Raw genomic sequence first — 22,422 nt, forward strand, 5'->3', positions numbered from 1 at the left:
ACGAACGGAGAACGCTGATATGATGCAAGCGTCCCCCCATCGCAAGAGAAAAGTGACCCTCGGCGCGTAAAAAATTGCGCAGCGTTGTCACACTCTCTTAGGACGTCGATGCAGGGGCGTTTCGCGCGGCGTTTTGAGCGCCACGCGCGCATCATTGCGGATTGAGAAACTGTTCGAGCAGCTTCTTGCCCTTCGCTTTCGTGCTCTCGGCCTTCTCGCCGCCGCCGAGCAGATCGTTGACGATCTCGTCGGCCTTCTTGCCTTTGAACTGCTTCCCAATCTCCTTGATCGTCTCGGCGGCCTTCGGGTTCTTAAGCGCGCCAGCAAGGTCAGGTGTGAACTTCGGATCATCCCAACTGCCGTGCATGCGAACGGGCACCTCAATACCGGAGACCTCCTGCGTCGCGCCCTGGCCGGTCAGGTCTGCCACCACTTTCGGGCGCAGCATGTAGTCGACCTCACGCGTCGGCAGTGCGACGCGACCGGATCCTGAAACACGCAAGAGTGGGCCGACGAGCTTCAGGTCCTGGTTCTCCGCGATGCCAGATTTCACAACCCAGGTGGATGTCATCTCGCTGAAGTCGGTTTTGTCGGTTGGGCGGGTGTCGAGGCCGCCGAGGTTGCCCTTACTCAAGTTGCGCATCATCTCGGCCACGTTCACGCCGGTGATGGCGCCGTCAGCAAAGGCGAACTCCATCTTGCCGTTCAGCGTTTCGACGATCTGGCGTTCGCTGGTGCCTTGCCCGGCCAGCGCGAGCGAGAGACGTCCCTTGCCGGTCAGGCGATCAATTTCGGCGGCGTCCGTCAGCAGGGGCTGCGCCTCGATGCCGTCGAGGGCGAGATTGGCGGTGAGGCTGGCTGACGTTCCAGCGGTACCGTCGAGCGTGATCGTTCCGCGCCCAGTCCCCTGGTAGAGGCGAACCTGGTCGAGCGTTGTCTTCATGACGCGGTTCTTGAGCGCGACCGTCACGTCGGATTGATCGAGATGGATCGTGCGAACGGTGAGCTTGCCGATCGAGAGCTTGGCATTGGCGTCGATGGTGCCGAGCGCGTCGAGATCAAATGGTTCCTCGTCCCAGCCGTGACGCTTGGTGTAGCCCTTGACGCGCGGTCCGGGCGGAGCGGCCTCCTGCAGCAGATCCTCGATGGACTGCGCCTTGCTTCCGTCGCCCGGCGATGCCGGCGGAGGGGCCGCGCGTCTCGTCTCGCCAGTCGAGCGGTAGGTGTTGAGGTCGAGCTCGGTGAGCTTCAGGCTGGCGTTGACCTGCGGGCGGGCGCCCCGGGTATCGAGGGCGATGTCGCCGCGCGCCGTTGTTTGATCCAACACGATCTCGGCCGTCGACAGTGCCAGCTGATTGGGTGACGTGCGCAGGAGGCCCTTGGCCGTCATCGGGCCGAAGCCATCGGAGGGCGGGAGATCGATCCCCACCCAGTGGGCTAGTGCGCGCGCCGAGGGCGACTTGGCGCTGAGGATGCCTTCGGCCGAAAGATCGTCGTGCAGACGAGCGGAGCCTTCGAACGAGGCATCCAGAGCATCGGTGCCGAGCGAGACTTTGAGCTTCGCAGGACGGTTCCCGGCGACGTCGGCCGGCGATGAAAGGGCGGAGTTGAAACTGATCGTCTTGCCTTTCCAGGCGAGGCTGCCCTCGGCGAGCAGCGGCTCGGACAAGGCCGCCAGTTCCATCTTCGTGTTGATGGCGGAGATCTCCGTCAGCTTGCCGGTGCGCGCATCGCGGTAGTTCAGCGTGCCGTTGTCGATGCGCACGTCTTCAAGCTTCACATCGCCGACGCGAAGGAGGTTGCCGCTTCCGCCACTCTGTGGCGCGTCCTGCGCGTCGGACGCCGTTCCGCCGCCGGCTTGCGCAACGCGCGTCCAGCTCTTGCGGTCGTCGGCCGACGCAAAGTCCCAAGACCGGCGCCCGTTTTCGTCGATCTCCAGATTGAAAACCGGATCACGAAGGATCAGCGTCGAGATGCGGACCTCGCGCTGGATCAGCGGCCAGAACGCGACCCGTACATCGAGCGACTTCATCGCGACGAGCGGGTTCGATGCCGAAGCGCCAGGCGCACCGGACAAGGTCACGTCTCCGAGTGAAACGCCCAGCGCCGGATAGAACGTGAAAGACGCTGGTCCTCCAATCACGAGATCGCGGCCGGTCTTCTCCTTCACGGCGGTGACAACGCGGTCGCGTACGAAGTTGGCGGGAAGTGCGACCACGGCGAATGCGGCTGCTCCGGCCGCCATCGCGATCAAACCGAGCACACCGTAGAAAACGAGGGAGCCCAGACCCGACCGCTCGCGCGCTGCATGCGGACGACCTTGCCCGCGTCGATCGTACGGATCGCGCTGCATCGGCGCCATCTGCTGCGGGTAGCCGTGTCCAGGCGGCGGCCCAGGCCGGCGTTGCGGTGCGCGGCCTTCCTCCGAAGGACGGTACGCCTCGAAGCGGGGCGGCTGTCCCGGCGGCGGATTTCTGCTCGTCATCGAGCTCCTGACCTCACGAAAGGCCGCGGTGGCGCGGGCGCATCCCCGCGTTTACGGCAGCAAGCTTAAGCTCATAGGCGCTAATTGTGTCAGGGCGCGGCCAAAACGGCGCGGGCCTGACACCACTTATCCACGACCCATAGCGCCCTGCGGACATCCGTAGCAACGATGCGCGTATTCGCACCCTCGCGCAACCCGTGCGCGCACCCACCAGAAGCGCCTGAAAAGTTGTATTTAATCATTACATTTCAGTAACTTTGCTCGCCTCACGAATCGCAGAGCGGTCACATTTGGAGCCTCGTTTCGACACGCGTGTCGGGCATGCTGCAACCTATGAGTGAACGTATCTGCACCACCCGCCTGGTTCGGCCTGTGGCGCTTGCGCTGGCCGCAACCCTTCTTCTCTCCATCCCGAACATCGTCGGTGCCCGGCCTGCCGGGGAGACCTCTCCGCTCCTCAGCGGGCGCGCGACCGTCATCGACGGCGATACGCTCGAAATCGCGGGCGAGCGCGTGCGGCTTGAAGGCATCGATGCCCCCGAGACCGAACAGACCTGCGAAGGCGGGTGGTTCGGAACGTGGAAGTGCGGACGGGCCGCAACCGAACAGCTTCGGTGGCTGGTCGGCGGACGACGCGTCGATTGCTCCTCGACCGGGCGCGACAAGTACGACCGCGTGCTCGGCTGGTGCTCCGTGGATGGCCGCGATGTCAACGCTGAGATGGTGCGCTCAGGCCATGCGTGGGCCTTCGTGAAATACTCGACGCGGTACCAGGACACCGAAGCGGAAGCGCGCCGCGCGAAAATCGGCATCTGGAAGGGAAATGCGGAACCCCCTTGGGTCTTTCGCGAGCGGCGTTGGGAGGTTGCTGAAGCCGGCGCGCCCCAAGGCTGCGCGATCAAGGGCAATATCACGGAGAATGGGCACATCTATCACATGCCCTGGAGCCCTTGGTACGCGAAGGTCAAGGTCGAGCCCGAGAAGGGTGAGCGCTGGTTCTGCACCGAGGCCGAAGCCGGGAAGGCCGGCTTCCGGCCGATCATGGGGCCATAAAAGGCAGCGGGCCGGATTACATGGCCGCCCGATTGACTTCCCATAACAGAGGGGAGACATTCCCGTCCGTACGCGCACGGAGCGGACCTGATCGATTCGTCTCCACGGTGCGCCGGGTCTTAGAAGGGAAACGTCCCCATGGTCCGCCGTCCGCTTTGGGCAGCTCTTGCCATCGCAGTCTCGGCCTTCATTCCTCGTGCCGCAGTGGCCAGTGATACCTGGCCGGGCATTCATGCCGAAGCATTCGCTGGCCGCGCGATCAAGGATGGGCGCGGAATCGTGACGCTGACGGCACCGTATCGACCCGACGACGTTCGCAGCGTGCCACTGGCCGCCGACATCAAGCTCAGCGACGGACGCACGATCAAATCCGTCTCGTTCGTCGTCGATATGAACCCCTCGCCGGTGGCTGCCGTGTTCCGCCTCGGCGAAGGCCGCTCGCGTGCGCGGCTCTCGACGAACATCCGTCTCGATCAACAGTCGGACGTCCGCATTATCGTCGAAGCGAACGACGGCTCGCTCTACATGGCCGAGCAGCTCGTGAAGTTCGCGGGCGGGCAAGCCTCCTGCTCGGCCCCGCCGGTCGGCGACCCGGCCGAGATCGCCGCCAACATGGGCAAGATGGATTTCGCCGGCGTCGGTCCGAGACCCAACGGATCGCATCAGACCGCGCAGGCGCGCTATGCGCTCAACCACCCGAACCACACCGGCATGGTGCTCGATCCGATCTCGCTGCTCTACATTCCGCTTCTCATGGTGGACCGTATCGAAGCGCGCCAAGGCGACGAACTCGTTTTTGAAATGACCGGCTCCATTACGCTCGCACAGAATCCGGTGGTGGAATTCGACTACGTCACGAACGGAGCGGCGGAAATCACCCTTTCCGCGCATGACACGAGCGGAGCGGGCTGGACACGCAGTTTCCCGATCGGCCCGGCGGGCTAGATATCTGTAAAGTCGTGCTCGTACAGTGCCATGCATTTGTTGCGCGGCGCATTGATAACGCGCGCGCTTCTTGCCCTTTTATTGCGCCACGGAACCAATTCCAAAGCACGGCGTTTTTCGAGCGTCTAAGAAAACTTTAGAAAGCTCGGGAGTTGGTTCGATGGGCAATCTGCTGCACTGGGCCGTTGTCTTTCTCGTGGTTGCGCTTATCGCGGCGTTTCTTGGCTTCGGCGGCGTTGCCGGTACGGCGATGGAAGGCGCACGCCTTCTCTTCTGGGTCGCCATTGTCTTCCTAGTTATTTCGCTCGTGCTCGGATTCATACGTCGAGCTTAATGCGTTCCCGCAAGAGAGCATCGCTTTCAGCTTTGCTCTCTCTCAATCCAAAGCAATTTGACCATGATGCGATGAACTCGTGGCGGATGGCCGACAAGTACGCTGCACGTGGTCCTCTCCCTCACTACTGTCCAACAACATAGGAGTGCTCACATGAACTGGGATCGCATCGAAGGCAACTGGAAGCAGTTCTCGGGCAAGGTCAAAGAGAAGTGGGGCAAGCTCACCGACGATGACCTGGCTGCCATCAATGGCCGCCGCGAGCAGCTCGAGGGCAAGATCCAGGAGCGCTATGGCTACGGTCGGGACCAGGTGAAAAAGGAACTCGAAGACTGGTCGAAGTCGCTATAGGCGACCGCAAATACCAAAAAAGAAAGACCCGGACACCGGGCATCCCTCAAAACTTTTCCGCCGGTGAGCTGAGCTCATCGGCGGATTTCAGTTTCGAGACCAGTATGCAGGATCAGCCGCCTGGGAACGTGATCATGATCTTCATGCGGACCAGCTCCGGGAAGTACGCCTCGAGGCCTTTGCCCGCGAAATAAAGAATGGCTCCCAGCAGGACGAGTGCGGGAATGGCAGCGAGAACCGACTTCAGAAAGAAGGTCACCAAGCGCAGAAACGGGACATCGAAGCGCTGCACCGACGCCGGGATGGGATCATCTCCATAGATCGGAGGAGCGGACCGGCCGCGCGCAAGATAGGACGGGGGATCACCGAGGATCGCGTCCATTCCGCGTCCCTCGCGCTCGCGCTTTTCCCGTTCCCGGGCTTCCCGTGCGCGCGCTTCCTTCTCGCGTCTCAACGTCCGCGGTAAATCGTCGAAATCGCTGTCCGCAGTAAGCGGAAAGTTCGCATCCGTCATCTCAGCACCCAATACTCGCCACAGGCGTCCTGCCGCCAACTCCAGCCCGATCCGCCCGACACAGTGCCCTGCTATGCTGAGGGCAATGTTATTGCTAAGTTGCGCCGCGATTTTGGCGGGGAGGTGTTCGTGATCGCACTAAAGGATCTGATACGCAGCATTCCGGATTATCCAAAGCCGGGCATCATCTTCCGCGACGTGACCACACTCTTGGGGCACTCCGAGGGACTAAAAGTGGCGATTTCGCAGATGGCCGAGCCGTTCCAGTCGCAACGGATTGACGCAGTGGCCGGCATCGAGGCGCGCGGCTTCATCCTGGGAGGCGCGATCGCCGACCGCCTCGGCTGCGGTTTCATCCCGATCCGGAAAAAGGGCAAGCTGCCCTGGAAGACGATCGGCCAGGAGTACACGCTCGAATACGGTGTCGATGTCATCGAGATCCACGAGGATGCACTGGCGCCCGGGCAGAGGATCCTGATCGTCGACGATCTTATCGCAACGGGCGGTACGGCCGAGGCGGCCGCCAAGCTCCTTCGGCGCAGCGGCGGCGAGATCGTGGGGGCGACCTTCATCATCGACCTTCCCGACCTCGGCGGTCTCAAGCTTTTGAACAGTCATGGCATTCCCTGTCACGCGCTGATCGCCTTCGAAGGGCATTGAATGGGGCTTTCGGCCGACGAAGTTCGCACGGCTTTGACGATCATCGCCGCATGGAGGGACAATGCGGAGGCGCCGGCACCCTGCCCGCACTGCAGAACGCCCGGACTGACGATCGTCGATCGTTCCGCGCGGCCCTACGCGGAGTGGTACCATCTCAGTTGTGCAGCCTGTGGGCTCGACGAGACGATCCATATTCCTCTGGGTCCACCCGTGATGGGCGGGCTCGATTGAGCGATCTGGATTGATCGTCCGCCTCATCGAATAGCCGCTACACACGTTTTCGGGCGCACTTGTTAGGTTGGTCGTGCGCCTTGTCGAAAAACCGTTGCACACTTTTTCGGGCGCACTTCGCAGGACAAGGCAAGCGATGAAGATCAATGGCACTCCGTATCGCACCATTTGGCCCGGCAACGATGGCCAGTCCGTCGTGATCATCGACCAGACCCAGCTGCCGCATCGCTTCGAGACGGTCACGCTACGCTCGGTCGAGGATGCCGCGCATGCCATCCTCACGATGCAGGTTCGCGGCGCGCCGCTCATCGGCGCGACTGCGGCTTATGGGCTTGCACTTGCGCTTCGCGCGGACGCCTCCGACCAAGGACTGGCAAACGCTATCGCGTTCCTCGCCAAGCAACGTCCCACGGCCGTCAATCTCCGCTGGGCGCTCGAAGAGACACGACGGACGGTTGCTTCCCTTGCACCGGGGGCGCGAGCGGACGCTGCTTTCGCCAAGGCGCGCGCGATCGCAGAGGATGACGTCGAAACGTGCCGGCGCATCGGCGCGCACGGACTCTCGCTCATCCGCACGCTCTCCGAAAAGAAGAAGGGTCAGCCGGTCAACATCCTCACGCACTGCAACGCGGGCTGGCTGGCCTGCGTCGACTGGGGCACCGCGACCTCGCCCATCTATCAGGCGCATGATGCTGGGATTCCCGTGCATGTGTGGGTAGATGAGACACGCCCGCGCTATCAGGGTGCATCGCTGACGGCTTTCGAACTCATGAGCCACGGCGTGCCGCATACGCTGATCGTCGACAACGCCGGCGGGCACTATATGCAGCATGGCAAGGTCGATCTTTGCATCGTCGGCACAGACCGCGTGACGGCAAACGGTGACGTGGCGAACAAGATTGGGACCTATCTCAAAGCGCTGGCCGCGCATGACACCGGCGTGCCCTTCTATGTCGCGCTTCCCTATTCTACGATCGACTGGTCGCTTGCATCGGGAACCGAGATTCCCATCGAGGAGCGGAGCGCGGACGAGGTCCTCAAGATGCACGGGCGGCTGCCGGATGGAACGGTTGCCACCGTCGACATCGCCGCTGCTGGCACACCCGCCGCAAATCCCGCTTTTGACGTCACGCCCGCGCGGCTTGTCACGGGATTCATCACAGAACGCGGTATCTCGCCCGCCGATCGCACCGGACTGCTATCCCTCTATCCCGAACAGCGCGAGACGGCGGCATGACGAAGGCCAAGTCCAACGGCGACAAAGCCAAGGCGGCGAAATCCCGCGAGCGCGGCGAAGGCCGTTTGCGCGAGCAAGTCATCGCGACGGCGCTGGACATGAGCCGCAGCGGTCTGTCACCTAACCGCTCCGGCAACGTTTCAGCACGCTTTGCCGATGGCATGCTGATCACGCCAACGGGCATGGCCTACGAGGATATCGGCCCGAAAGACATCGTGTTCGTGGCGGCCGACGGCTCGGTGCCCGGCAAGCAGAAGAAGCCCTCATCCGAGTGGCATTTCCATCTCGCCGCCTACCAAGCCCGTCCCGACATGAATGCGGTCGTGCACACGCACTCCCTGCATGCGGTGGTGCTGGCCTGCGCAGGGCGGCCTATTCCCCCGTTTCACTACATGGTGGCGGTGGCAGGCGGATCCGATATCCCACTCGTCCCCTACGCGACATTCGGCAGCCCCGAGCTTGCCAGCTACGTGGCAAGGGGCCTTGCCCACCGAAATGCCTGCCTGATGGCGCATCATGGGGCGATTGCGATCGGGAACACGCTACCGCATGCGCTCGAACTCGCGCACGAGGTCGAGGTGCTGGCGGAGCAATACTACAAGGTGCTGACCATCGGACCGCAGCAGCAGCTGCTCGAGAGCGAGATGGAGATCGTCCTCGAGAAGTTCAAAACCTACGGCCAGAAGGCGCAAGAATAGAACGCACCGGCTATTCTGCCGGCAGCAGCGCGTTCAATATGCGGTGCATGTTCTCGCGGCCGACGTATCCGGCGATGCGCCCGATCTCCACGCCATCGCGCACCAGGATCAGCGTTGGCACGATGGTCACCGGACTCGTGAGTTTGAAACTGTCTGCCGCCGTGTCGTTGATATCGATAAACCGGAGCGGCGCCGTCTTTCCAGCGCGCGAGGTCGCGTAGGTCGGCGCAACGTCCCTGCGAAAAACAGGACAATAGATACAGCCCGGCGCTTCGAAGGCAATCAACTCGACGCCGGTGGACGAGACAACGTTGGTCGCCGTCCCAGGATCTGGCGCAGCACTGACCGAGCCCGGGCCTAAAAGGGCCACCAGTCCCAATCCGAGACGCCGGAAGACAGCTTGTGCAATGGCTTTTCGGTTCATGCCCCAGAGGGTGCAGCTTCGATGCCAACTGGCCTCAAAGGCGCACGGCAGGACCTTGCCCTGCGTCATTCAGGGTAAACGCGCAACCGAACCCTCAGCATACTGCAGCGTTATCCAGTAGACGTTTGGCACCTGCCTTATTCCAACTCCGGCGAAGAGCTTGCGGCCGGCCGCGGTTGATTTCCGTCAATTGGCGCTTGCATTACGAGCCCTATACTAAAATCCCTAAGGGCGAATTTGAGGGAACAGCGGTCCGTGTTCGATGTTACAGTTGAACGACAATATTAATCCGTCCCCGGTGATCTAGTGACAGACGACGCGACCAACTTTTCCCTGCTCCTCTCCGGTACCACCCTGCTCGCTGCTCTGGCCGCCTTCTATATGGGCCGCTCAATCTGGATCGCCCGGCGCGAATTGCCAGGGTGCCGATTGGACACCAAAGTTCTCTATTTGCTGGTTGCCCCGCCGCTGACCCTGGCTGTCGACATCCTGCAGTTCACCGACAAGCTTTTGTGGAGCAACACGGCACCTCTGCAGGCCTTGCACCGCAAGCGCGTTGCCGTCGTTCCTCGGCTCCGCGCAAAGTCAGCATTGCGCTCGTAGACTTTCGCCCTAATCGGATCGGCCCAACCGCGCGCGCGGCGCATTGCGTTTGCGCGCCGCCCGCCTGCTAGCGCGTCAGCCCGATGTCGTACTCGCATAATTTTCAGAGAATTGGTGGAGCCAAGCGGGATCGAACCGCTGACCTCTTGCATGCCATGCAAGCGCTCTCCCAGCTGAGCTATGGCCCCGAACCGTGGGATGTGATGCCGCCGCCGGGGCTCTCTTAGCCCCTTCCGACGCTCGCGACCGATATGGGTTCGACCGCGATCACCATCAAGAAGACCGGCTCATTAGGCCGATCGTCTCGAAACTTCAAGAGAGAAGTTGGCGCGTGCGAACCAAAAATGCTCACCCGCGCCTTTCCGCCCTCAACGCTCCTCGTCGCCCTCGGTGACGGGGCCGCCGATAATGTTCGACACATCGCCACCTTCTTCCTCTTCTTCTTCGAGGAAGGTCTCGTCGTCGTCCGAGGCGGCTGCGGTGTCCGCATCCTCCTCGATATCGGGCAGTGCCTCAGCACCTTCCAGCTCAGCGCCAGCATCGACGGGGGTCTTTTCCGCATAGTCGGACTTGCGTCCGCGGCGGGCAGACTTTTCTTCGCCGGTGGCGGCTGCGAGTGCGAGCGGCGAAGACGCCAACTCGTAGATCGAGCCGCAGATTGGGCAGGTGATCGGATTGTGGTTCAGGTCGTAGAACCGCGCGCCGCACTCACTGCTCTGGCAGGTGCGCTTGGTCCCGCGCGCTTGTTTCGTCGCCATGGCTTTTGCTCACCAGTCAATTAGGCCAGATAATTTGGGATAGCGGGGTCTGCCACAGCGTCCGGCGGCTGTCAAAACGAAATCCGCATTTCGGCGCAGAAAGGTTGTGCCCGGCGTTGACAGTCCCCCTGCCGAGCGGCTCTATGCGCGGACTTTCCTATAAATCATGCGGTTGGCCGGTCGCCCGGCCCCGCCTGCGACATCCAGGCCGCCATCTCGTGACCCATCCCGCACCCTCCCCTCTTACCGCCCTTCGCTCTGGCCCGCTTCGGGGGGTGCTCCGCGTTCCTGGCGACAAGTCGATTTCTCATCGCGCCCTTATGCTTGGCGCGCTTGCGACCGGGACAACCCGGATCCGCGGCCTGCTGGAATCGGAGGACGTGATCAATACGGCTCGTGCGGTGACCGCGCTCGGAGCTCCTGCCAGAAAGACCGGAGAGACCTGGGAGGTCCTGGGTCGCGGTACGGGCGGGCTCTCGCAACCCGAAGGTCCTATCGATTTCGGGAATTCGGGCACCGGAACACGGCTCATGATGGGCGTGATCGCCCCGCACGACGTGAACGTGACAATGGTGGGCGATGCCTCGCTTTCGAAGCGCCCCATGGCCCGTGTGCTCAGCCCGCTCAAGGAGATGGGGCTCGCAGTCGAAGAAAATCGGGACCGCCTGCCGCTGACGATCCGCGGGACGTCGCAGTTGACCCCGTTTGTCTACAAGCTGCCGGTGCCTTCTGCGCAGGTGAAGAGCGCAATCCTGCTTGCGGGACTTGGCACCGCCGGCTCGACCACCGTCATCGAAAAGGAAGCCACGCGCGATCACACGGAGCGCATGCTCAGGCACTTCGGCGCGGAAGTGACAACCGCGATCAAGGACGGAGAAACACACATCACGATCAAGGGGCAGGCCGAGCTCGAGGGGCGCGAGGTGACCGTGCCGGGCGATCCGTCCTCGGCTGCTTTCCTGATCGCGGCGGCGCTCCTCGTGCCGGGCTCGGAGATCACCATCGAAGGCGTGCTCGTGAACCCGACGCGCACGGGCTTCTACACCACGCTGCAGGAGATGGGCGGCGACGTGGTCTTCCTCAACGAACGCGAGGAAGGTGGCGAGCCGGTCGCCGACATTCGCGCGCGGTTTTCCAAGCTTTCCGGCGTCACGGTACCCGCCGAACGGGCGCCGTCGATGATTGACGAGTACCCGATGCTGGCTGTCGTCGCGGCCTTCGCTGACGGCGTGACGCGCATGGAGGGGCTGGCCGAGCTTAAAGTGAAGGAGAGCGACCGGTTGGCCGCGACTGCGGACGGTCTCATTGCCAACGGCATTCGCGCCGAGGCCGAGGGCGATACATTGACTGTGTATGGCACCGACCAGGTGCTGGGTGGCGGCCTTGTTGCGACGCACCTCGATCACAGAATGGCGATGTCATTCCTCGTGATGGGGCTTGCCAGCGAGAACTCTGTGACGGTCGACGACGTGGGCATGATCGCGACGAGCTTTCCGGAGTTCCGAAGTCTCATGGAACGGATCGGAAGCAACTTCCGAGCTTAGTTGCTCGGCGTCGAGGAGTCCGGTTTCGGAAGGTCTCTGGATCGTTGCGATCAATGCCTCTGGAATCGGGCTAATGATCCTGTTCGGGATGGCCGCCTTCCGCATAGCCGGATGGGCGGCCCGGATCGGGCGGCAAGGAGACCACATTTGATCATCGCCATCGACGGGCCGGCGGCTTCGGGCAAGGGAACGCTGGCCAAGCGGCTCGCCGATCACCTGGGCTTCGCGTGCCTGGACACGGGACTGCTCTACCGGGCCGTGGCGCGCGATGTCGCAGCTCGCGGCTTCCGGCTCGAGGACACGTGGGCCGCCGTCGCGACGGCCCGAGGGCTCGATCCGCTGGAGCTGGAGGATCCGGACCTGCGCGGCACGGCCGCCGGCGATGCGGCGTCGATCGTGGCGCGAATTCCAGAGGTCCGCGCCGCCTTGCTGGCGTATCAGCGCGATTTCGCCCGCCGGCCGCCCGGCGCCGTGCTGGACGGGCGGGATATCGGGACCGTGGTTTGCCCAGACGCGGACGTTAAGATTTTCGTGACCGCAACGGCTGAAATCCGGGCCAAGCGGCGCCATTGCGAGTTCGAGGCGCGAGGGGCCGGGGTTGCCTATGAAACGGTGCTGACCGACATCATCGCCCGCGACACCCGCGACGCGGGGCGCCCGAACGCCCCTATGGCTGTTGCCGCGGATGCGATGTTGCTTGACACCAGCAACTTGAGTATAGAAGCGGCATTCGACGCCGCCGTCGGATTGATCACGAGGAAGACGGGCCATTAGGGCCGCATGAAACATGCGGTTCAATTTTGAATGGCAGGGCTAAGGCCCATCACGGCGGCACCGAGACCAAAATTCAAGAGAACGTGCCGTGAGAGGACCGTCCGAACGTGCGTGCGCGCGCATTCGGGAGGGCTCGCGGTTCATCACTATTCGCGCCGCCGTGGCCGCACTCCGCGAGCTGCCGGCTGGCACATCCTCCAATTCAAACACACGTCCAGGAGTCCGAATGGCTACCGAAATCAGCAAAGACTACACCCCGTCGCGCGATGAATTCGCCGCGATGCTCTCCGAGAGCCTCGCCAAGGACGACGTCTTCGAAGGCAACGTCGTCAAGGGCAAGGTTGTCGGCATCGAGAAGGACCTCGCCGTCATCGACGTCGGCCTCAAGATGGAAGGCCGCGTGGCGCTGAAGGAGTTCGGCCTCGGCGGCCAGCCCGGCAACATCAAGGTTGGCGACACCGTTGAAGTCTACCTCGAGCGCATCGAGAACGCGCTCGGCGAAGCCGTTCTCTCGCGCGACAAAGCACGCCGCGAAGAGAGCTGGACGCGCCTCGAGAAGCTGTCCGAGAAGGGCGAGAAGGTCACCGGCGTGATCTTCAACAAGGTCAAGGGCGGCTTCACGGTCGATCTCGACGGCGCCGTGGCGTTCCTTCCCGGCTCGCAGGTCGACATCCGCCCGGTGCGCGATATCGGCCCGCTCATGCATCAGCCGATGCAGTTCCAGATCCTCAAGATGGACCGCCGCCGCGGCAACATCGTCGTCTCGCGCCGCTCGGTGCTCGAAGAGACGCGTGCTGAGCAGCGCGCCGACATCGTCGCCCGTCTCGCCGAAGGCCAGATCATCGACGGCCTGGTCAAGAACATCACCGACTACGGTGCGTTCATCGACCTCGGCGGCATCGACGGCTTGCTGCACGTCACCGACATGGCGTGGCGCCGCGTGAACCATCCGTCCGAGATCCTGAACGTCGGCGACACGGTGAAGGTGCAGATCATCCGCATCAACCCCGAGACGCAGCGCATCAGCCTCGGCATGAAGCAGCTGCAGTCCGACCCGTGGTCGGCGATCGAGGCCAAGTATCCGATCGGCGCACGCTTCAGCGGCACCGTGACGAACATTGCCGACTACGGCGCGTTCGTCGAGCTCGAGCCGGGCGTCGAAGGTCTGATCCACGTCTCCGAGATGAGCTGGACGAAGAAGAACGTTCATCCCGGCAAGATCGTCTCGACCAGCCAGCAGGTCGAGGTTCAGATCCTCGAAGTCGATCCCGCCAAGCGCCGTATCTCGCTCGGCCTCAAGCAGACCCAGGACAACCCCTGGGATGCCTTCCTGGCTCAGCATCCGAAGGGCACCGTCGTCGAAGGTCCGATCCGCAACATCACGGAATTCGGCCTGTTCATCGGTCTCGATGGCGGCGTGGACGGCATGGTCCACCTGTCCGACCTCGACTGGCAGAAGGCCGGCGACGAGGTCATCAAGGACTACAAGAAGGGCGATACCGTCAAAGCGATCGTGCTCGACGTCGACAGCTCGAAGGAGCGCATCTCGCTTGGCATCAAGCAGCTCGGCGGCGACCCGGCCGACGCCCTCGGCAAGTACAAGAAGGGCGACCAGGTCACTTGCGAGGTGATCCAGGTGCAGGAGAACGGCATCGAGGTGCGGATCGCCGACAGCGATCTCACGACGTTCGTCAAGCGCTCGGATCTGTCGCGTGACCGCTCGGAGCAGCGCTCGGAGCGCTTCACGGTCGGCCAGAAGGTCGATGCGGCCGTGATCTCGGTCGACAAGGCGGCTCGCCGCATCAGCGTCTCGATCAAGGCACTCGAGATCGCGGAAGAGAAGCAGGCCGTGGCGCAGTACGGATCGTCGGACTCGGGCGCTTCGCTCGGCGACATCTTCAAGGCCGCCATCAAGAAGCGCGACGCTGCGGAAGACGACGAGTCGTAAGCCACAGGTTCGCCGAGACCGAAAACGGAATGCGCGGGGCGAAAGCCTCGCGCATTTTTCTTTTACTCTTGAGTGCTTAGATCCCCCGCAACGGCAGTGCGCCATTGCGCAGGGTCTCCAGGTTTCCTAATTTCGAGACACGGCCGTTTCCCCAGGAGCCCCAGATGTCCCTTGAAACAGAAGCCATCCTCGACCGGCGACGTATGCGCAGGCGCCTCACCTTCTGGCGCAGCGCGGCGGTGCTCTTCGTCGGCCTTCTGCTCGGCGCTCTCGCGTTCGGAAGCGAAAGCCTGTCGAACCTGGCCGGGACACGCCAGATCGCGCGCGTCGCCATCGAGGGCACCATCACCGACGATCGCGACCAGATCGCGATGCTCAAGAAAATCAAGGACGCGAACCACGTCGAGGCGCTCCTGGTTTTTGTGAACAGCCCAGGCGGCACGACTACGGGTGGCGAAAGCCTCTATCTGGCCCTGCGCGATGTTGCCGAGAAGAAGCCGGTCGTTGCCCAGTTCGGCACGGTCGCCGCTTCAGCCGGCTATATCGTCGGCCTTGGTACGGACCACATCGTGGCGCGCGGAAATACGATTACGGGCTCCGTCGGCGTGCTGGCCCAATGGCCGGAGGTCAGCGAAATGCTCGCCAAGCTTGGCGTCAAGTTCAACGAGGTTAAGAGCGGCGAGCTGAAGGCCGCGCCGAATCCGTTCGAGCCGGCCTCGGAAGGCGCTCGCCGCGTGATGCAGGACACCATCGACGACGGGTTCCGGTGGTTCCTCTCGCTGGTCGAGACACGCCGCGGGATTGTCGCCCAAAACGTCGATGGACTGGTCCAGGGCCGCATTTTCTCCGGCCGGCAGGCACTCGAAAACAAGCTCGTCGACGAAATCGGCGGGGAAGCGGAGGCCGTGCGCTGGCTCGAAACCAATCGGAACGTCGCGAAGGACCTCAAGGTCGTCGACTGGAAGCCCGCCCCGGAAGGCAGCTGGGGCGCCGTGACCGGCAGCCTCTCGCACGCCGCCGGGCAGGCCCTGGTCGCCGTGGTGGGGAGCGTCCTCAACCTTGCCGCGCTTTCTCCCTCTGTGGGCCGACTTGGTCTTGACGGCCTCGTCTCCGTTTGGCAACCTCCGGAAAATTAAAGAAATACAATTACTTTCCGGGAGGCCGTGCTTTGATCAAATCCGAGCTCATTCAAAAAATTGCTGCATCGAACCCGCATCTTTATCATCGTGACGTCGAGCGGATCGTCAACGTCGTGTTCGACGAAATCGTCGATGCGCTTGCCCAGGGCGATCGCGTCGAACTTCGCGGCTTCGGAGCCTTCACCGTGAAGCATCGCGCGGCGCGCCAGGGCCGCAATCCCCGTACGGGAACACCTGTGCCGGTGTCTGAGAAGTTTGTCCCGTTCTTCAAGACGGGTAAGGAACTGAGAGACCGGCTCAACACCAACGAGTAAGCCTCAAGGTGCAGGGCGCCGGACGGCTGGTCATAAGGAGCTAGCGTGCTCAAGAGAATTCTTTGGCTGTTGACGGCCTTTCCAATTGCCGCGCTCCTCATCACATTGGCGGTGGCGAACCGTCACCCCGTTCGCCTTGTGCTCGATCCATTCCGGCCGGAATCGCCGGTTCTCTCTGTCGTGCTGCCGTTCTACGGTTATCTGTTCGGAGCTCTTCTCGTCGGCGTACTGCTCGGCGGCGGCGCCACTTGGCTTTCGCAGGCGCGATGGCGCCGCACCGCGCGTCAGCGCACGGGCGAGGCCAGGCGCTGGCACGCCGAGGCCGACCGCCTCACGCGCGAGCGCGATGCAGAGGTCGGAGCCCGCCCCAAGGCGCTTTCGGCGCCGGGTAAAAGGGACGCGGCGTAGTCTTCGACAAGACTCGCTAATATTGCGAAGTGCGGAGCTGAGGCTCCGGCTGAACCCTCAGAATTCAATTCGGCCTGACAGATGTCTACGCGCGTAAAGATTTGCGGCATTCGAACGGAAGAGGCGCTCGACGCCGCCCTCGACGCCGGTGCCGACTATGTCGGCTTCGTCATGTATCCGAGAAGCCTTCGCAACGTCTCCGTCGCCAACGCAGCCGCTCTCACGAAGAGAGCGCGGGAACGCGGCAAGGCGGCGGTCGTGACGCTGCTCGTCGATCCCAACGACGCGCAGGTCGATAGCGTCGTGTCCGAGGTCGCACCGGACATCATTCAGCTTCACGGCGCCGAGACCCATGAACGCGCTGAAGCAATCCGTCAGCGCAGCGGTCTTCGGATCATGAAAGCCGTAACTGTCGACAGCGCTGACGAGGCGGATGCAGCCCTCGCCTATCTTCAACCCGGCGGCGGGGCCGACATGCTGCTCTTCGATGCGAAGCCGCCTGCAGATCCGAACGCGCTTCCCGGCGGCAATGGCCTCTCCTTCGACTGGCACATTCTGGACCGTGTGAAGGGCCGTGCACCGTTCGCACTTGCTGGCGGCCTCACGCCCGGCAACGTTGCAGCGGCGATCCGGTTGACAGGCGCTGCCATCGTCGATGTCTCATCCGGTGTCGAGAGCCGGTTCGGCGAGAAAGATCCCGATCTCATCCGCCGCTTCCTTCGCGCCGCAAAGGCCGCTAATCAGACATAAATCCCTCCGGCCCGACGCGGCCGAGACTTAACGGGCAAAGGACAGGCCGATGGCCTCGAAAGAGCAGAAAACTACGGACCCGAAGGTCAATACATTGCGGACTGGTCCCGACGAGCGGGGCCACTTCGGCACCTACGGCGGACGCTTCGTCGCCGAGACGCTGATGCCGCTCATCCTGGATCTCGAAACGGCTTACGACGCCGCAAAGAACGATCCCTCCTTCCAGGCAGAGCTGACGAACCTCCTGCTTCACTACGGCGGCAGACCGAGCCCGCTCTACTACGCCGAGCGCCTCACGGAGCACTTCCGCGGCATCGCGAAGGCCGCTGGAAAACCGGGCGGCGCGAAGATCTATTTCAAGCGCGACGAGCTCAACCACACGGGCAGCCATAAGATCAACAACTGCCTTGGTCAGATCCAGCTCGCGCGGCGCATGGGCAAGACGCGCATCATCGCGGAGACGGGCGCAGGCCAGCATGGTGTAGCCGTTGCCACCGTATGCGCCCGCTTCGGGCTCCCCTGCGAAATCTACATGGGTGCCACCGACGTTGCGCGCCAGTCTCCGAACGTCGCGCGCATGCATATGCTCGGCGCCAAGGTGAACCCGGTTACTGCGGGTGCTGGAACACTCAAGGATGCCATGAACGAAGCGCTGCGCGATTGGGTCACCAACGTGCGCGACACCTACTATCTCATCGGCACCGCGGCAGGTCCGCATCCGTATCCAGCCATGGTGCGCGACTTCCAGGCCGTAATCGGCAACGAGACGCGCGAGCAGATGCTGGAACGCGAGGGCCGGTTGCCGGATACGCTCGTCGCCTGCATCGGCGGCGGGTCCAACGCCATCGGACTCTTCCATCCCTTCCTCGACGACGCGGGCGTGAAAATTTACGGCGTTGAAGCGGGCGGCCACGGTCTCGACGTGGAGAACGGACATGCGGCGTCGATGAACGGTGGCGCACCGGGCGTGCTGCACGGCAACCGCACCTATCTACTGCAGGACTCGGAAGGACAGATTCTCGAAGGCCATTCGATCTCGGCCGGTCTCGACTATCCGGGTGTCGGCCCCGAGCACTCCTGGCTCAAGGACTCCGGCCGCGTCGAATACGTGTCGATCACCGACAAGGAAGCGCTGGAGGCGTTCCAGCTCTCGGCGAAGCTCGAAGGCATCATCCCGGCGCTCGAGCCGTCTCACGCGCTCGGCTGGGTGACGAAGCTCGCGCCGACGCTGCCCCAGGACAACCTCTTGGTCATGAACATGTGCGGACGCGGTGACAAGGACGTGTTCGCGGTTGCTGGTTATCTGGGGATCAAGCTTTGACCAACAAAAAAGAAACGCGCATCGATCGGCGCTTCGCGGCGCTGAAGGCGGAAGGCCGTGCGGCACTCGTCACCTTCGTCACGGCAGGTGATCCTGATCTCGTGACCTCGAAAGCCATCCTCGCAGGCCTGCCAAAGGCCGGCGCGGATATCATCGAGCTCGGCATGCCGTTTTCCGATCCGATGGCCGACGGCCCTGCTATTCAGGCGTCGTCACTTCGAGCGCTCAAGGCCGGGCAGAAGATGCGCGACACGCTCGAAATGGTGCGTGAGTTCCGGAAAACGGATCCAGACACGCCCATCGTTCTCATGGGCTATTACAATCCGATCTTCGTGTTTCCGGCCGATGCCTTCCTCGACGCGGCCGTGGAGGCTGGCGTCGATGGACTCATCGTTGTGGATGTTCCTCCGGAGGCCGACGACGAGCTCTGCCTGCCCGCGGTCGCACGGGGTCTCAACTTCATCCGGCTCGCGACGCCGACGACGGATGATAAGCGCCTGAAGACGGTACTGAAAAACACGTCAGGTTTTCTTTACTATGTCTCCATCACCGGGATCACGGGTGCGGGAGCGGCCAATCCTGACGACGTTCAACTGCAGGTGGCGCGGATTAAACGCGCAACAACCCTTCCCGTGGCGGTAGGATTTGGCGTAAGAACGCCCGAACAGGCGCGCGCCATGGCCGATGGATCGGACGGCGTCGTGGTCGGCTCCGCCCTGGTTCGTGCCATCGAGGAGAGCTTAACCGAGGACGGGCGTGCGACTGGAAATACGGTTGGCTCCGTCCTAAGTTTGGTCAAAGGCCTGAGCACGGCCCTTAAGACATCGTGATCGACGGGCGACAGCTGCCGACGCGAGGCAAACTTCAAAGCGGAACTAGGCAATCAGCGCTGCCGGGAGGCAGCCTGAGTTGCAATGAACAGAACCTTCGTGTTGTCTTGCTGCAAGCACTTTAGGAGCGGTCAAGCGTGAACTGGATCAACAACGTCGTCCGTCCCAAGATCCGCAGCTTCCTCACGACGAAGCGCGAGGTTCCGGAAAATCTCTGGGTGAAGTGCCCGGAGACCGGACAGATGGTCTTCTACAAGGACCTCGAAGCCAACCAGTTCGTGGTTCCCGGTTCCAACTACCACATGAAAATGGGCTCGCGCGCCCGCCTGACCAATCTCTTCGACGGAGGCGCGTTCGAGCAGGTGACGGTTCCGGCCGTCGCTCAGGACCCGCTGCGGTTCCGCGACGGACGCCGCTACACGGACCGCTTGAAGGATGCGCGGACTAAGACGTCGCTCGACGATGCGGTGCTCGTCGGCGAGGGAACGCTCGACGGCCGTACTGTGGTGGCCGCAGCGCAAGACTTCGAATTCATGGGCGGCTCGCTCGGCATGGCCGCCGGCGAAGCGGTCGTCACCGGCATGCTGCGCGCGGTCGCACTCAAGGCGCCTTTCATTCTCTTCGCGGCTTCCGGCGGTGCGCGCATGCAGGAAGGTATCCTGTCGCTGATGCAGATGCCGCGCACGACCATCGCCGTGCAGCGCTTGCGCGAAGCAAAGCTTCCCTACATCGTTGTGTTGACCGACCCGACGACGGGTGGCGTCACCGCTTCGTACGCCATGCTTGGTGACATCCACATCGCCGAACCCGGCGCCCTCATCTGCTTCGCCGGTCCGCGCGTCATTCAGCAGACGATCCGTGAGCAGCTCCCGGATGGTTTCCAGCGTGCCGAATATCTGCTCAGCCACGGCATGATCGATATGGTTGTGCATCGCCACAAGATGCGCGAGACGCTGAGCCGCTTGTGCAGCCTCCTCATGCACGGAGCGTCCGTGGAAAAGAGCAAGGCACGCCGCGGCAATGGCAAGGCTCAGCCCAACGGCTCGCTCGACGGCAAGCTGATCGAAACCACGGCCATCGAGCTTGAGCCAGTGGAAGATGCCGACCGCTTCACTGCTCCGGATGACGATGAGGCGAGCGGCAAAGAGCGGCGCGATCAGCCGAGAAACTGACAACGCGTCGAGCGTGTCTCATTGGACATTGTGATCGGGCTTTGGGGCACACGACCAGCGAGTTTTTCCCGACAGTCTCTAAGTTGAGTTGACCCTTGTACGGCTTCAGGGCTTTCTAGGTTTTTGCCCGGCGCTCGCAGAAGGAGGGGCGTAACATTCCGACCAGCGACCAGCTCCTCGCGGACCTTAAGCTTTTGCATCCCAAGCTCATCGATCTTTCGCTGGGCCGGGTAGAACGGCTGCTGACCAAGCTCGGCAGTCCGCAAAAGTCGCTGCCGCCTGTCATCCATATCGCAGGCACGAACGGCAAAGGCTCGGTCACCGCCTATCTCAAGGCGATGCTAACGGCCGCGGGCAAGCGCGTGCATGCCTATACGTCGCCGCACCTTGTCCGCTTTCATGAACGCATCGAGCTCGCACATGCCGACGGCATCACGCGACCGATCGGAGAAGCGGACCTCGTCGACGTGCTGTCGCGGACGCAGGCGGTGAACAGCGGCGACGACATCACCCAATTCGAGATTACCACTGCGGCGGCCTTTCTCGCTTTCGCCGAGCATCCGGCCGATGTCGTTCTCCTGGAAGTCGGTCTCGGCGGGCGCCTGGACGCAACCAACGTCATCGATGCGCCGGCCCTCACCATCCTGACGCCGATCTCGCTCGATCATGCCGAAAAGCTCGGAAATACCATCGAGCTGATCGCGGCGGAGAAGGCCGGCATCCTGAAGCGCGGCGTGAAGTGCATCATCTCGCAGCAAGAGGACGCGGTGCTCGACGTCATCACGCGCGAAGCTGCACGCGCGCGCGCGCGGCCGTTCGTGTGGGGACAGGATTTCGACGCCTATGAGCAGCGCGGACGGCTCATCGTGCAGAAGGCGGACCAGCTTCTGGACCTGCCGCTGCCGTCGCTCGTCGGCCGCCACCAGATCATCAATGCAGGCACGGCAGTTGCTGCAGCGATGGAATTCAAGGCGGTTCCGATCGACGAAGCGGCGATCGAGCGCGGGCTCCTGACCGCGCGCTGGCCCGCCCGTATGCAGCGCATCGACAGCGGGCCGCTGCCGTCACTGCTGCGTTCCGGGTCAGAGTTGTGGCTCGATGGCGGGCACAATCCTGCGGCCGGCCAATTCCTCGCGCAGTCGCTCGCGGACCTCGAAGAACGCGCGCCGAAGCCGCTCTATCTTATCGTCGGCATGCTCGGCCTCAAGGACGCAGCCGGATTCCTGTCGTCGTTCCGCGGCCTCGCGCGTCATGTGGTCTGCGTGCCGATCCCCGGCTCGCATGAAGCGCCGTTCACGCCGGAAGCGCTCGCCGAAGCCGCGCGTGCCGTCTCGCTCAGCGCCGAAGCCGGCCAATCGGTCGAAGCCGCGTTGAAGCGCATCGACATCCTCGAACCCGGACCCAAGCGCGTGCTGATCACCGGCTCGCTCTATCTCGCCGGCCACGTTCTCGCCCTGCAGGAAGGCGTCGAGCCGCAGGCGAACTAATAAAAAAGGGCTCCGATCCGGAGCCCTTTTTCGTTCCGCAATATGCGACGGCTTACGCCTTGGCGACAAGAGTCTCGCCGATCTGGGCGCCCAGCCATTCCTCGAGCTTGCGCTTCTGAACGAGCGCGCCGACGTGCTGGCCGGCGACCTGCCCGTTCTTGAACACGATCAGGGTCGGCATCGCGCGGATGCCGTACTTCGTCGTGATCGCCGGGCTCTGGTCGACGTCGATCTTCACGATCTTGACCTTGCCCTTCTGTTCGGCGGCCACCTGCTCCAGGGCGGGTGCCATGGCTTTACAGGGACCGCACCACTCGGCGAAGAAATCGACGAGTACGGGCTCACTCGACTTCAGGACTTCTTCGTCAAACGTCTTATCGGATACGAGTGCGGTCATCTTGGTGTTTCTCCTTTTGCGGCATCTCCGGGCGTATACGTACCC

At 62.9% G+C, this 22,422-nt stretch carries 25 protein-coding genes and 1 tRNA gene; 20 read left to right on the plus strand and 6 right to left on the minus strand.

All coding sequences use genetic code 11. From position 1 onward, the window contains the following. Positions 1-151 precede the first annotated feature (151 nt). A complete protein-coding gene (locus VHO05_RS19085) occupies positions 152-2,485 on the minus strand; it encodes an AsmA family protein (RefSeq protein ID WP_329648224.1) in 2,334 nt (777 codons plus the stop codon). Between the two features lie 333 nt (positions 2,486-2,818). Here VHO05_RS19085 and VHO05_RS19090 point away from each other — a divergent pair, with 333 nt between their 5' ends. The 4 genes from VHO05_RS19090 to VHO05_RS19105 all read left to right on the plus strand — a co-directional run bounded on the left by VHO05_RS19090 (position 2,819) and on the right by VHO05_RS19105 (position 5,168). After that, entirely contained in the window at positions 2,819-3,538 is a 720-nt protein-coding gene (locus VHO05_RS19090; protein ID WP_329648225.1) for a thermonuclease family protein, read from the plus strand. A gap of 138 nt (positions 3,539-3,676) precedes the next feature. Beyond that, positions 3,677-4,483: a quinoprotein dehydrogenase-associated SoxYZ-like carrier gene (locus VHO05_RS19095; RefSeq protein ID WP_329648226.1), complete on the plus strand. Its 807-nt coding sequence runs from the start codon at positions 3,677-3,679 to the stop codon at positions 4,481-4,483. 160 nt (positions 4,484-4,643) lie between these two features. After that, positions 4,644-4,817, plus strand: coding sequence for a DUF1328 domain-containing protein (locus VHO05_RS19100; protein ID WP_039712930.1), 174 nt, complete (start codon positions 4,644-4,646; stop codon positions 4,815-4,817). Positions 4,818-4,970: 153 nt separating this feature from the next. Next, positions 4,971-5,168, plus strand: a complete 198-nt coding sequence (locus VHO05_RS19105) for a CsbD family protein (protein WP_329648227.1) — start codon at positions 4,971-4,973, stop codon at positions 5,166-5,168. A 112-nt stretch (positions 5,169-5,280) separates the two neighbouring features. Here the strand turns inward: VHO05_RS19105 and VHO05_RS19110 are convergent, their stop codons facing one another. Then, a complete protein-coding gene (locus VHO05_RS19110; RefSeq protein ID WP_329648228.1) occupies positions 5,281-5,682 on the minus strand; it encodes a hypothetical protein in 402 nt (133 codons plus the stop codon). Positions 5,683-5,805: 123 nt separating this feature from the next. On the opposite strand from VHO05_RS19110, the gene VHO05_RS19115 reads away from it, so the two are divergent. The 4 genes from VHO05_RS19115 (at position 5,806) to VHO05_RS19130 (ending at position 8,508) form a co-directional block, all read left to right on the plus strand. Continuing rightward, positions 5,806-6,342 carry an adenine phosphoribosyltransferase gene (locus VHO05_RS19115; protein WP_329648229.1) on the plus strand — a complete coding sequence of 179 codons (537 nt, stop codon included), beginning with the start codon at positions 5,806-5,808 and terminating at the stop codon, positions 6,340-6,342. Then, the gene (locus VHO05_RS19120; protein WP_329648230.1) at positions 6,343-6,573 is read left to right on the plus strand and encodes a hypothetical protein; all 231 of its coding nucleotides are present in this window, start codon (positions 6,343-6,345) and stop codon (positions 6,571-6,573) included. Between the two features lie 136 nt (positions 6,574-6,709). After that, positions 6,710-7,810: an S-methyl-5-thioribose-1-phosphate isomerase gene (gene mtnA, locus VHO05_RS19125; RefSeq protein WP_329648231.1), complete on the plus strand. Its 1,101-nt coding sequence runs from the start codon at positions 6,710-6,712 to the stop codon at positions 7,808-7,810. Next, entirely contained in the window at positions 7,807-8,508 is a 702-nt protein-coding gene (locus VHO05_RS19130) for an L-fuculose-phosphate aldolase (RefSeq protein ID WP_329648232.1), read from the plus strand. Before mtnA ends, VHO05_RS19130 begins: the two co-directional genes overlap by 4 nt. 10 nt (positions 8,509-8,518) lie before the next feature. Here the strand turns inward: VHO05_RS19130 and VHO05_RS19135 are convergent, their stop codons facing one another. After that, entirely contained in the window at positions 8,519-8,932 is a 414-nt protein-coding gene (locus VHO05_RS19135; RefSeq protein WP_329648233.1) for a thioredoxin family protein, read from the minus strand. Positions 8,933-9,238: 306 nt separating this feature from the next. Here VHO05_RS19135 and VHO05_RS19140 point away from each other — a divergent pair, with 306 nt between their 5' ends. Further along, positions 9,239-9,535 carry a hypothetical protein gene (locus VHO05_RS19140; RefSeq protein ID WP_329648234.1) on the plus strand — a complete coding sequence of 99 codons (297 nt, stop codon included), beginning with the start codon at positions 9,239-9,241 and terminating at the stop codon, positions 9,533-9,535. Between the two features lie 112 nt (positions 9,536-9,647). On the opposite strand, the gene VHO05_RS19145 is transcribed toward VHO05_RS19140, so the two are convergent. Together VHO05_RS19145 and VHO05_RS19150 are read right to left on the minus strand one after the other, a co-directional pair. Then, positions 9,648-9,723 (minus strand) — tRNA-Ala (locus tag VHO05_RS19145). A gap of 180 nt (positions 9,724-9,903) precedes the next feature. Further along, positions 9,904-10,293, minus strand: a complete 390-nt coding sequence (locus VHO05_RS19150; RefSeq protein WP_329648235.1) for a TIGR02300 family protein — start codon at positions 10,291-10,293, stop codon at positions 9,904-9,906. A gap of 218 nt (positions 10,294-10,511) precedes the next feature. Here VHO05_RS19150 and aroA point away from each other — a divergent pair, with 218 nt between their 5' ends. The 11 genes from aroA (at position 10,512) to VHO05_RS19205 (ending at position 21,980) form a co-directional block, all read left to right on the plus strand. After that, positions 10,512-11,837, plus strand: coding sequence for a 3-phosphoshikimate 1-carboxyvinyltransferase (gene aroA / locus VHO05_RS19155; RefSeq protein WP_329648236.1), 1,326 nt, complete (start codon positions 10,512-10,514; stop codon positions 11,835-11,837). A 147-nt stretch (positions 11,838-11,984) separates the two neighbouring features. Continuing rightward, positions 11,985-12,611, plus strand: coding sequence for a (d)CMP kinase (gene cmk / locus VHO05_RS19160; RefSeq protein WP_329648237.1), 627 nt, complete (start codon positions 11,985-11,987; stop codon positions 12,609-12,611). A gap of 226 nt (positions 12,612-12,837) precedes the next feature. Continuing rightward, positions 12,838-14,559 (plus strand): 30S ribosomal protein S1, encoded by a 1,722-nt coding sequence (gene rpsA, locus VHO05_RS19165; RefSeq protein WP_329648238.1) that lies wholly within the window; start codon positions 12,838-12,840, stop codon positions 14,557-14,559. A gap of 164 nt (positions 14,560-14,723) precedes the next feature. Continuing rightward, positions 14,724-15,695, plus strand: a complete 972-nt coding sequence (sppA, locus tag VHO05_RS19170) for a signal peptide peptidase SppA (protein WP_329648239.1) — start codon at positions 14,724-14,726, stop codon at positions 15,693-15,695. Positions 15,696-15,727: 32 nt separating this feature from the next. After that, positions 15,728-16,012 (plus strand): integration host factor subunit beta, encoded by a 285-nt coding sequence (ihfB, locus tag VHO05_RS19175; protein WP_329648240.1) that lies wholly within the window; start codon positions 15,728-15,730, stop codon positions 16,010-16,012. Between the two features lie 45 nt (positions 16,013-16,057). Next, positions 16,058-16,420 (plus strand): hypothetical protein, encoded by a 363-nt coding sequence (locus VHO05_RS19180; RefSeq protein ID WP_329648241.1) that lies wholly within the window; start codon positions 16,058-16,060, stop codon positions 16,418-16,420. An 81-nt stretch (positions 16,421-16,501) separates the two neighbouring features. After that, positions 16,502-17,170, plus strand: coding sequence for a phosphoribosylanthranilate isomerase (locus VHO05_RS19185; protein WP_329648242.1), 669 nt, complete (start codon positions 16,502-16,504; stop codon positions 17,168-17,170). A gap of 49 nt (positions 17,171-17,219) precedes the next feature. Further along, the gene (gene trpB, locus VHO05_RS19190) at positions 17,220-18,491 is read left to right on the plus strand and encodes a tryptophan synthase subunit beta (protein ID WP_329648243.1); all 1,272 of its coding nucleotides are present in this window, start codon (positions 17,220-17,222) and stop codon (positions 18,489-18,491) included. Next, positions 18,488-19,321 carry a tryptophan synthase subunit alpha gene (gene trpA / locus VHO05_RS19195; protein WP_329648244.1) on the plus strand — a complete coding sequence of 278 codons (834 nt, stop codon included), beginning with the start codon at positions 18,488-18,490 and terminating at the stop codon, positions 19,319-19,321. The genes trpB and trpA overlap by 4 nt, the downstream gene beginning before the upstream one ends. Before the next feature lie 137 nt (positions 19,322-19,458). Beyond that, positions 19,459-20,493: an acetyl-CoA carboxylase, carboxyltransferase subunit beta gene (gene accD, locus VHO05_RS19200; protein WP_414653817.1), complete on the plus strand. Its 1,035-nt coding sequence runs from the start codon at positions 19,459-19,461 to the stop codon at positions 20,491-20,493. A 194-nt stretch (positions 20,494-20,687) separates the two neighbouring features. Further along, positions 20,688-21,980 (plus strand): folylpolyglutamate synthase/dihydrofolate synthase family protein, encoded by a 1,293-nt coding sequence (locus VHO05_RS19205; protein ID WP_329648245.1) that lies wholly within the window; start codon positions 20,688-20,690, stop codon positions 21,978-21,980. A 52-nt stretch (positions 21,981-22,032) separates the two neighbouring features. On the opposite strand, the gene trxA is transcribed toward VHO05_RS19205, so the two are convergent. Beyond that, positions 22,033-22,377, minus strand: a complete 345-nt coding sequence (gene trxA / locus VHO05_RS19210) for a thioredoxin (RefSeq protein WP_329648246.1) — start codon at positions 22,375-22,377, stop codon at positions 22,033-22,035. Positions 22,378-22,422 lie beyond the last annotated feature (45 nt).

The sequence above is a fragment of the Hyphomicrobium sp. genome, from assembly GCF_036262015.1.
Lineage (GTDB): Bacteria > Pseudomonadota > Alphaproteobacteria > Rhizobiales > Hyphomicrobiaceae > Hyphomicrobium_C.

Excerpts from the sequence above, each read along its gene's own strand:
- VHO05_RS19085 (WP_329648224.1), bottom strand. The coding sequence starts at position 2,485 with ATGACGAGCAGAAATCCGCCGCCGGGACAGCCGCCCCGCTTCGAGGCG.
- VHO05_RS19090 (WP_329648225.1), top strand. The coding sequence starts at position 2,819 with ATGAGTGAACGTATCTGCACCACCCGCCTGGTTCGGCCTGTGGCGCTT.
- VHO05_RS19095 (WP_329648226.1), top strand. The coding sequence starts at position 3,677 with ATGGTCCGCCGTCCGCTTTGGGCAGCTCTTGCCATCGCAGTCTCGGCC.
- VHO05_RS19100 (WP_039712930.1), top strand. The coding sequence starts at position 4,644 with ATGGGCAATCTGCTGCACTGGGCCGTTGTCTTTCTCGTGGTTGCGCTT.
- VHO05_RS19105 (WP_329648227.1), top strand. The coding sequence starts at position 4,971 with ATGAACTGGGATCGCATCGAAGGCAACTGGAAGCAGTTCTCGGGCAAG.
- VHO05_RS19110 (WP_329648228.1), bottom strand. The coding sequence starts at position 5,682 with ATGACGGATGCGAACTTTCCGCTTACTGCGGACAGCGATTTCGACGAT.
- VHO05_RS19120 (WP_329648230.1), top strand. The coding sequence starts at position 6,343 with ATGGGGCTTTCGGCCGACGAAGTTCGCACGGCTTTGACGATCATCGCC.
- mtnA (WP_329648231.1), top strand. The coding sequence starts at position 6,710 with ATGAAGATCAATGGCACTCCGTATCGCACCATTTGGCCCGGCAACGAT.
- VHO05_RS19130 (WP_329648232.1), top strand. The coding sequence starts at position 7,807 with ATGACGAAGGCCAAGTCCAACGGCGACAAAGCCAAGGCGGCGAAATCC.
- VHO05_RS19135 (WP_329648233.1), bottom strand. The coding sequence starts at position 8,932 with ATGAACCGAAAAGCCATTGCACAAGCTGTCTTCCGGCGTCTCGGATTG.
- VHO05_RS19150 (WP_329648235.1), bottom strand. The coding sequence starts at position 10,293 with ATGGCGACGAAACAAGCGCGCGGGACCAAGCGCACCTGCCAGAGCAGT.
- rpsA (WP_329648238.1), top strand. The coding sequence starts at position 12,838 with ATGGCTACCGAAATCAGCAAAGACTACACCCCGTCGCGCGATGAATTC.
- sppA (WP_329648239.1), top strand. The coding sequence starts at position 14,724 with ATGTCCCTTGAAACAGAAGCCATCCTCGACCGGCGACGTATGCGCAGG.
- VHO05_RS19185 (WP_329648242.1), top strand. The coding sequence starts at position 16,502 with ATGTCTACGCGCGTAAAGATTTGCGGCATTCGAACGGAAGAGGCGCTC.
- trpB (WP_329648243.1), top strand. The coding sequence starts at position 17,220 with ATGGCCTCGAAAGAGCAGAAAACTACGGACCCGAAGGTCAATACATTG.
- trxA (WP_329648246.1), bottom strand. The coding sequence starts at position 22,377 with ATGACCGCACTCGTATCCGATAAGACGTTTGACGAAGAAGTCCTGAAG.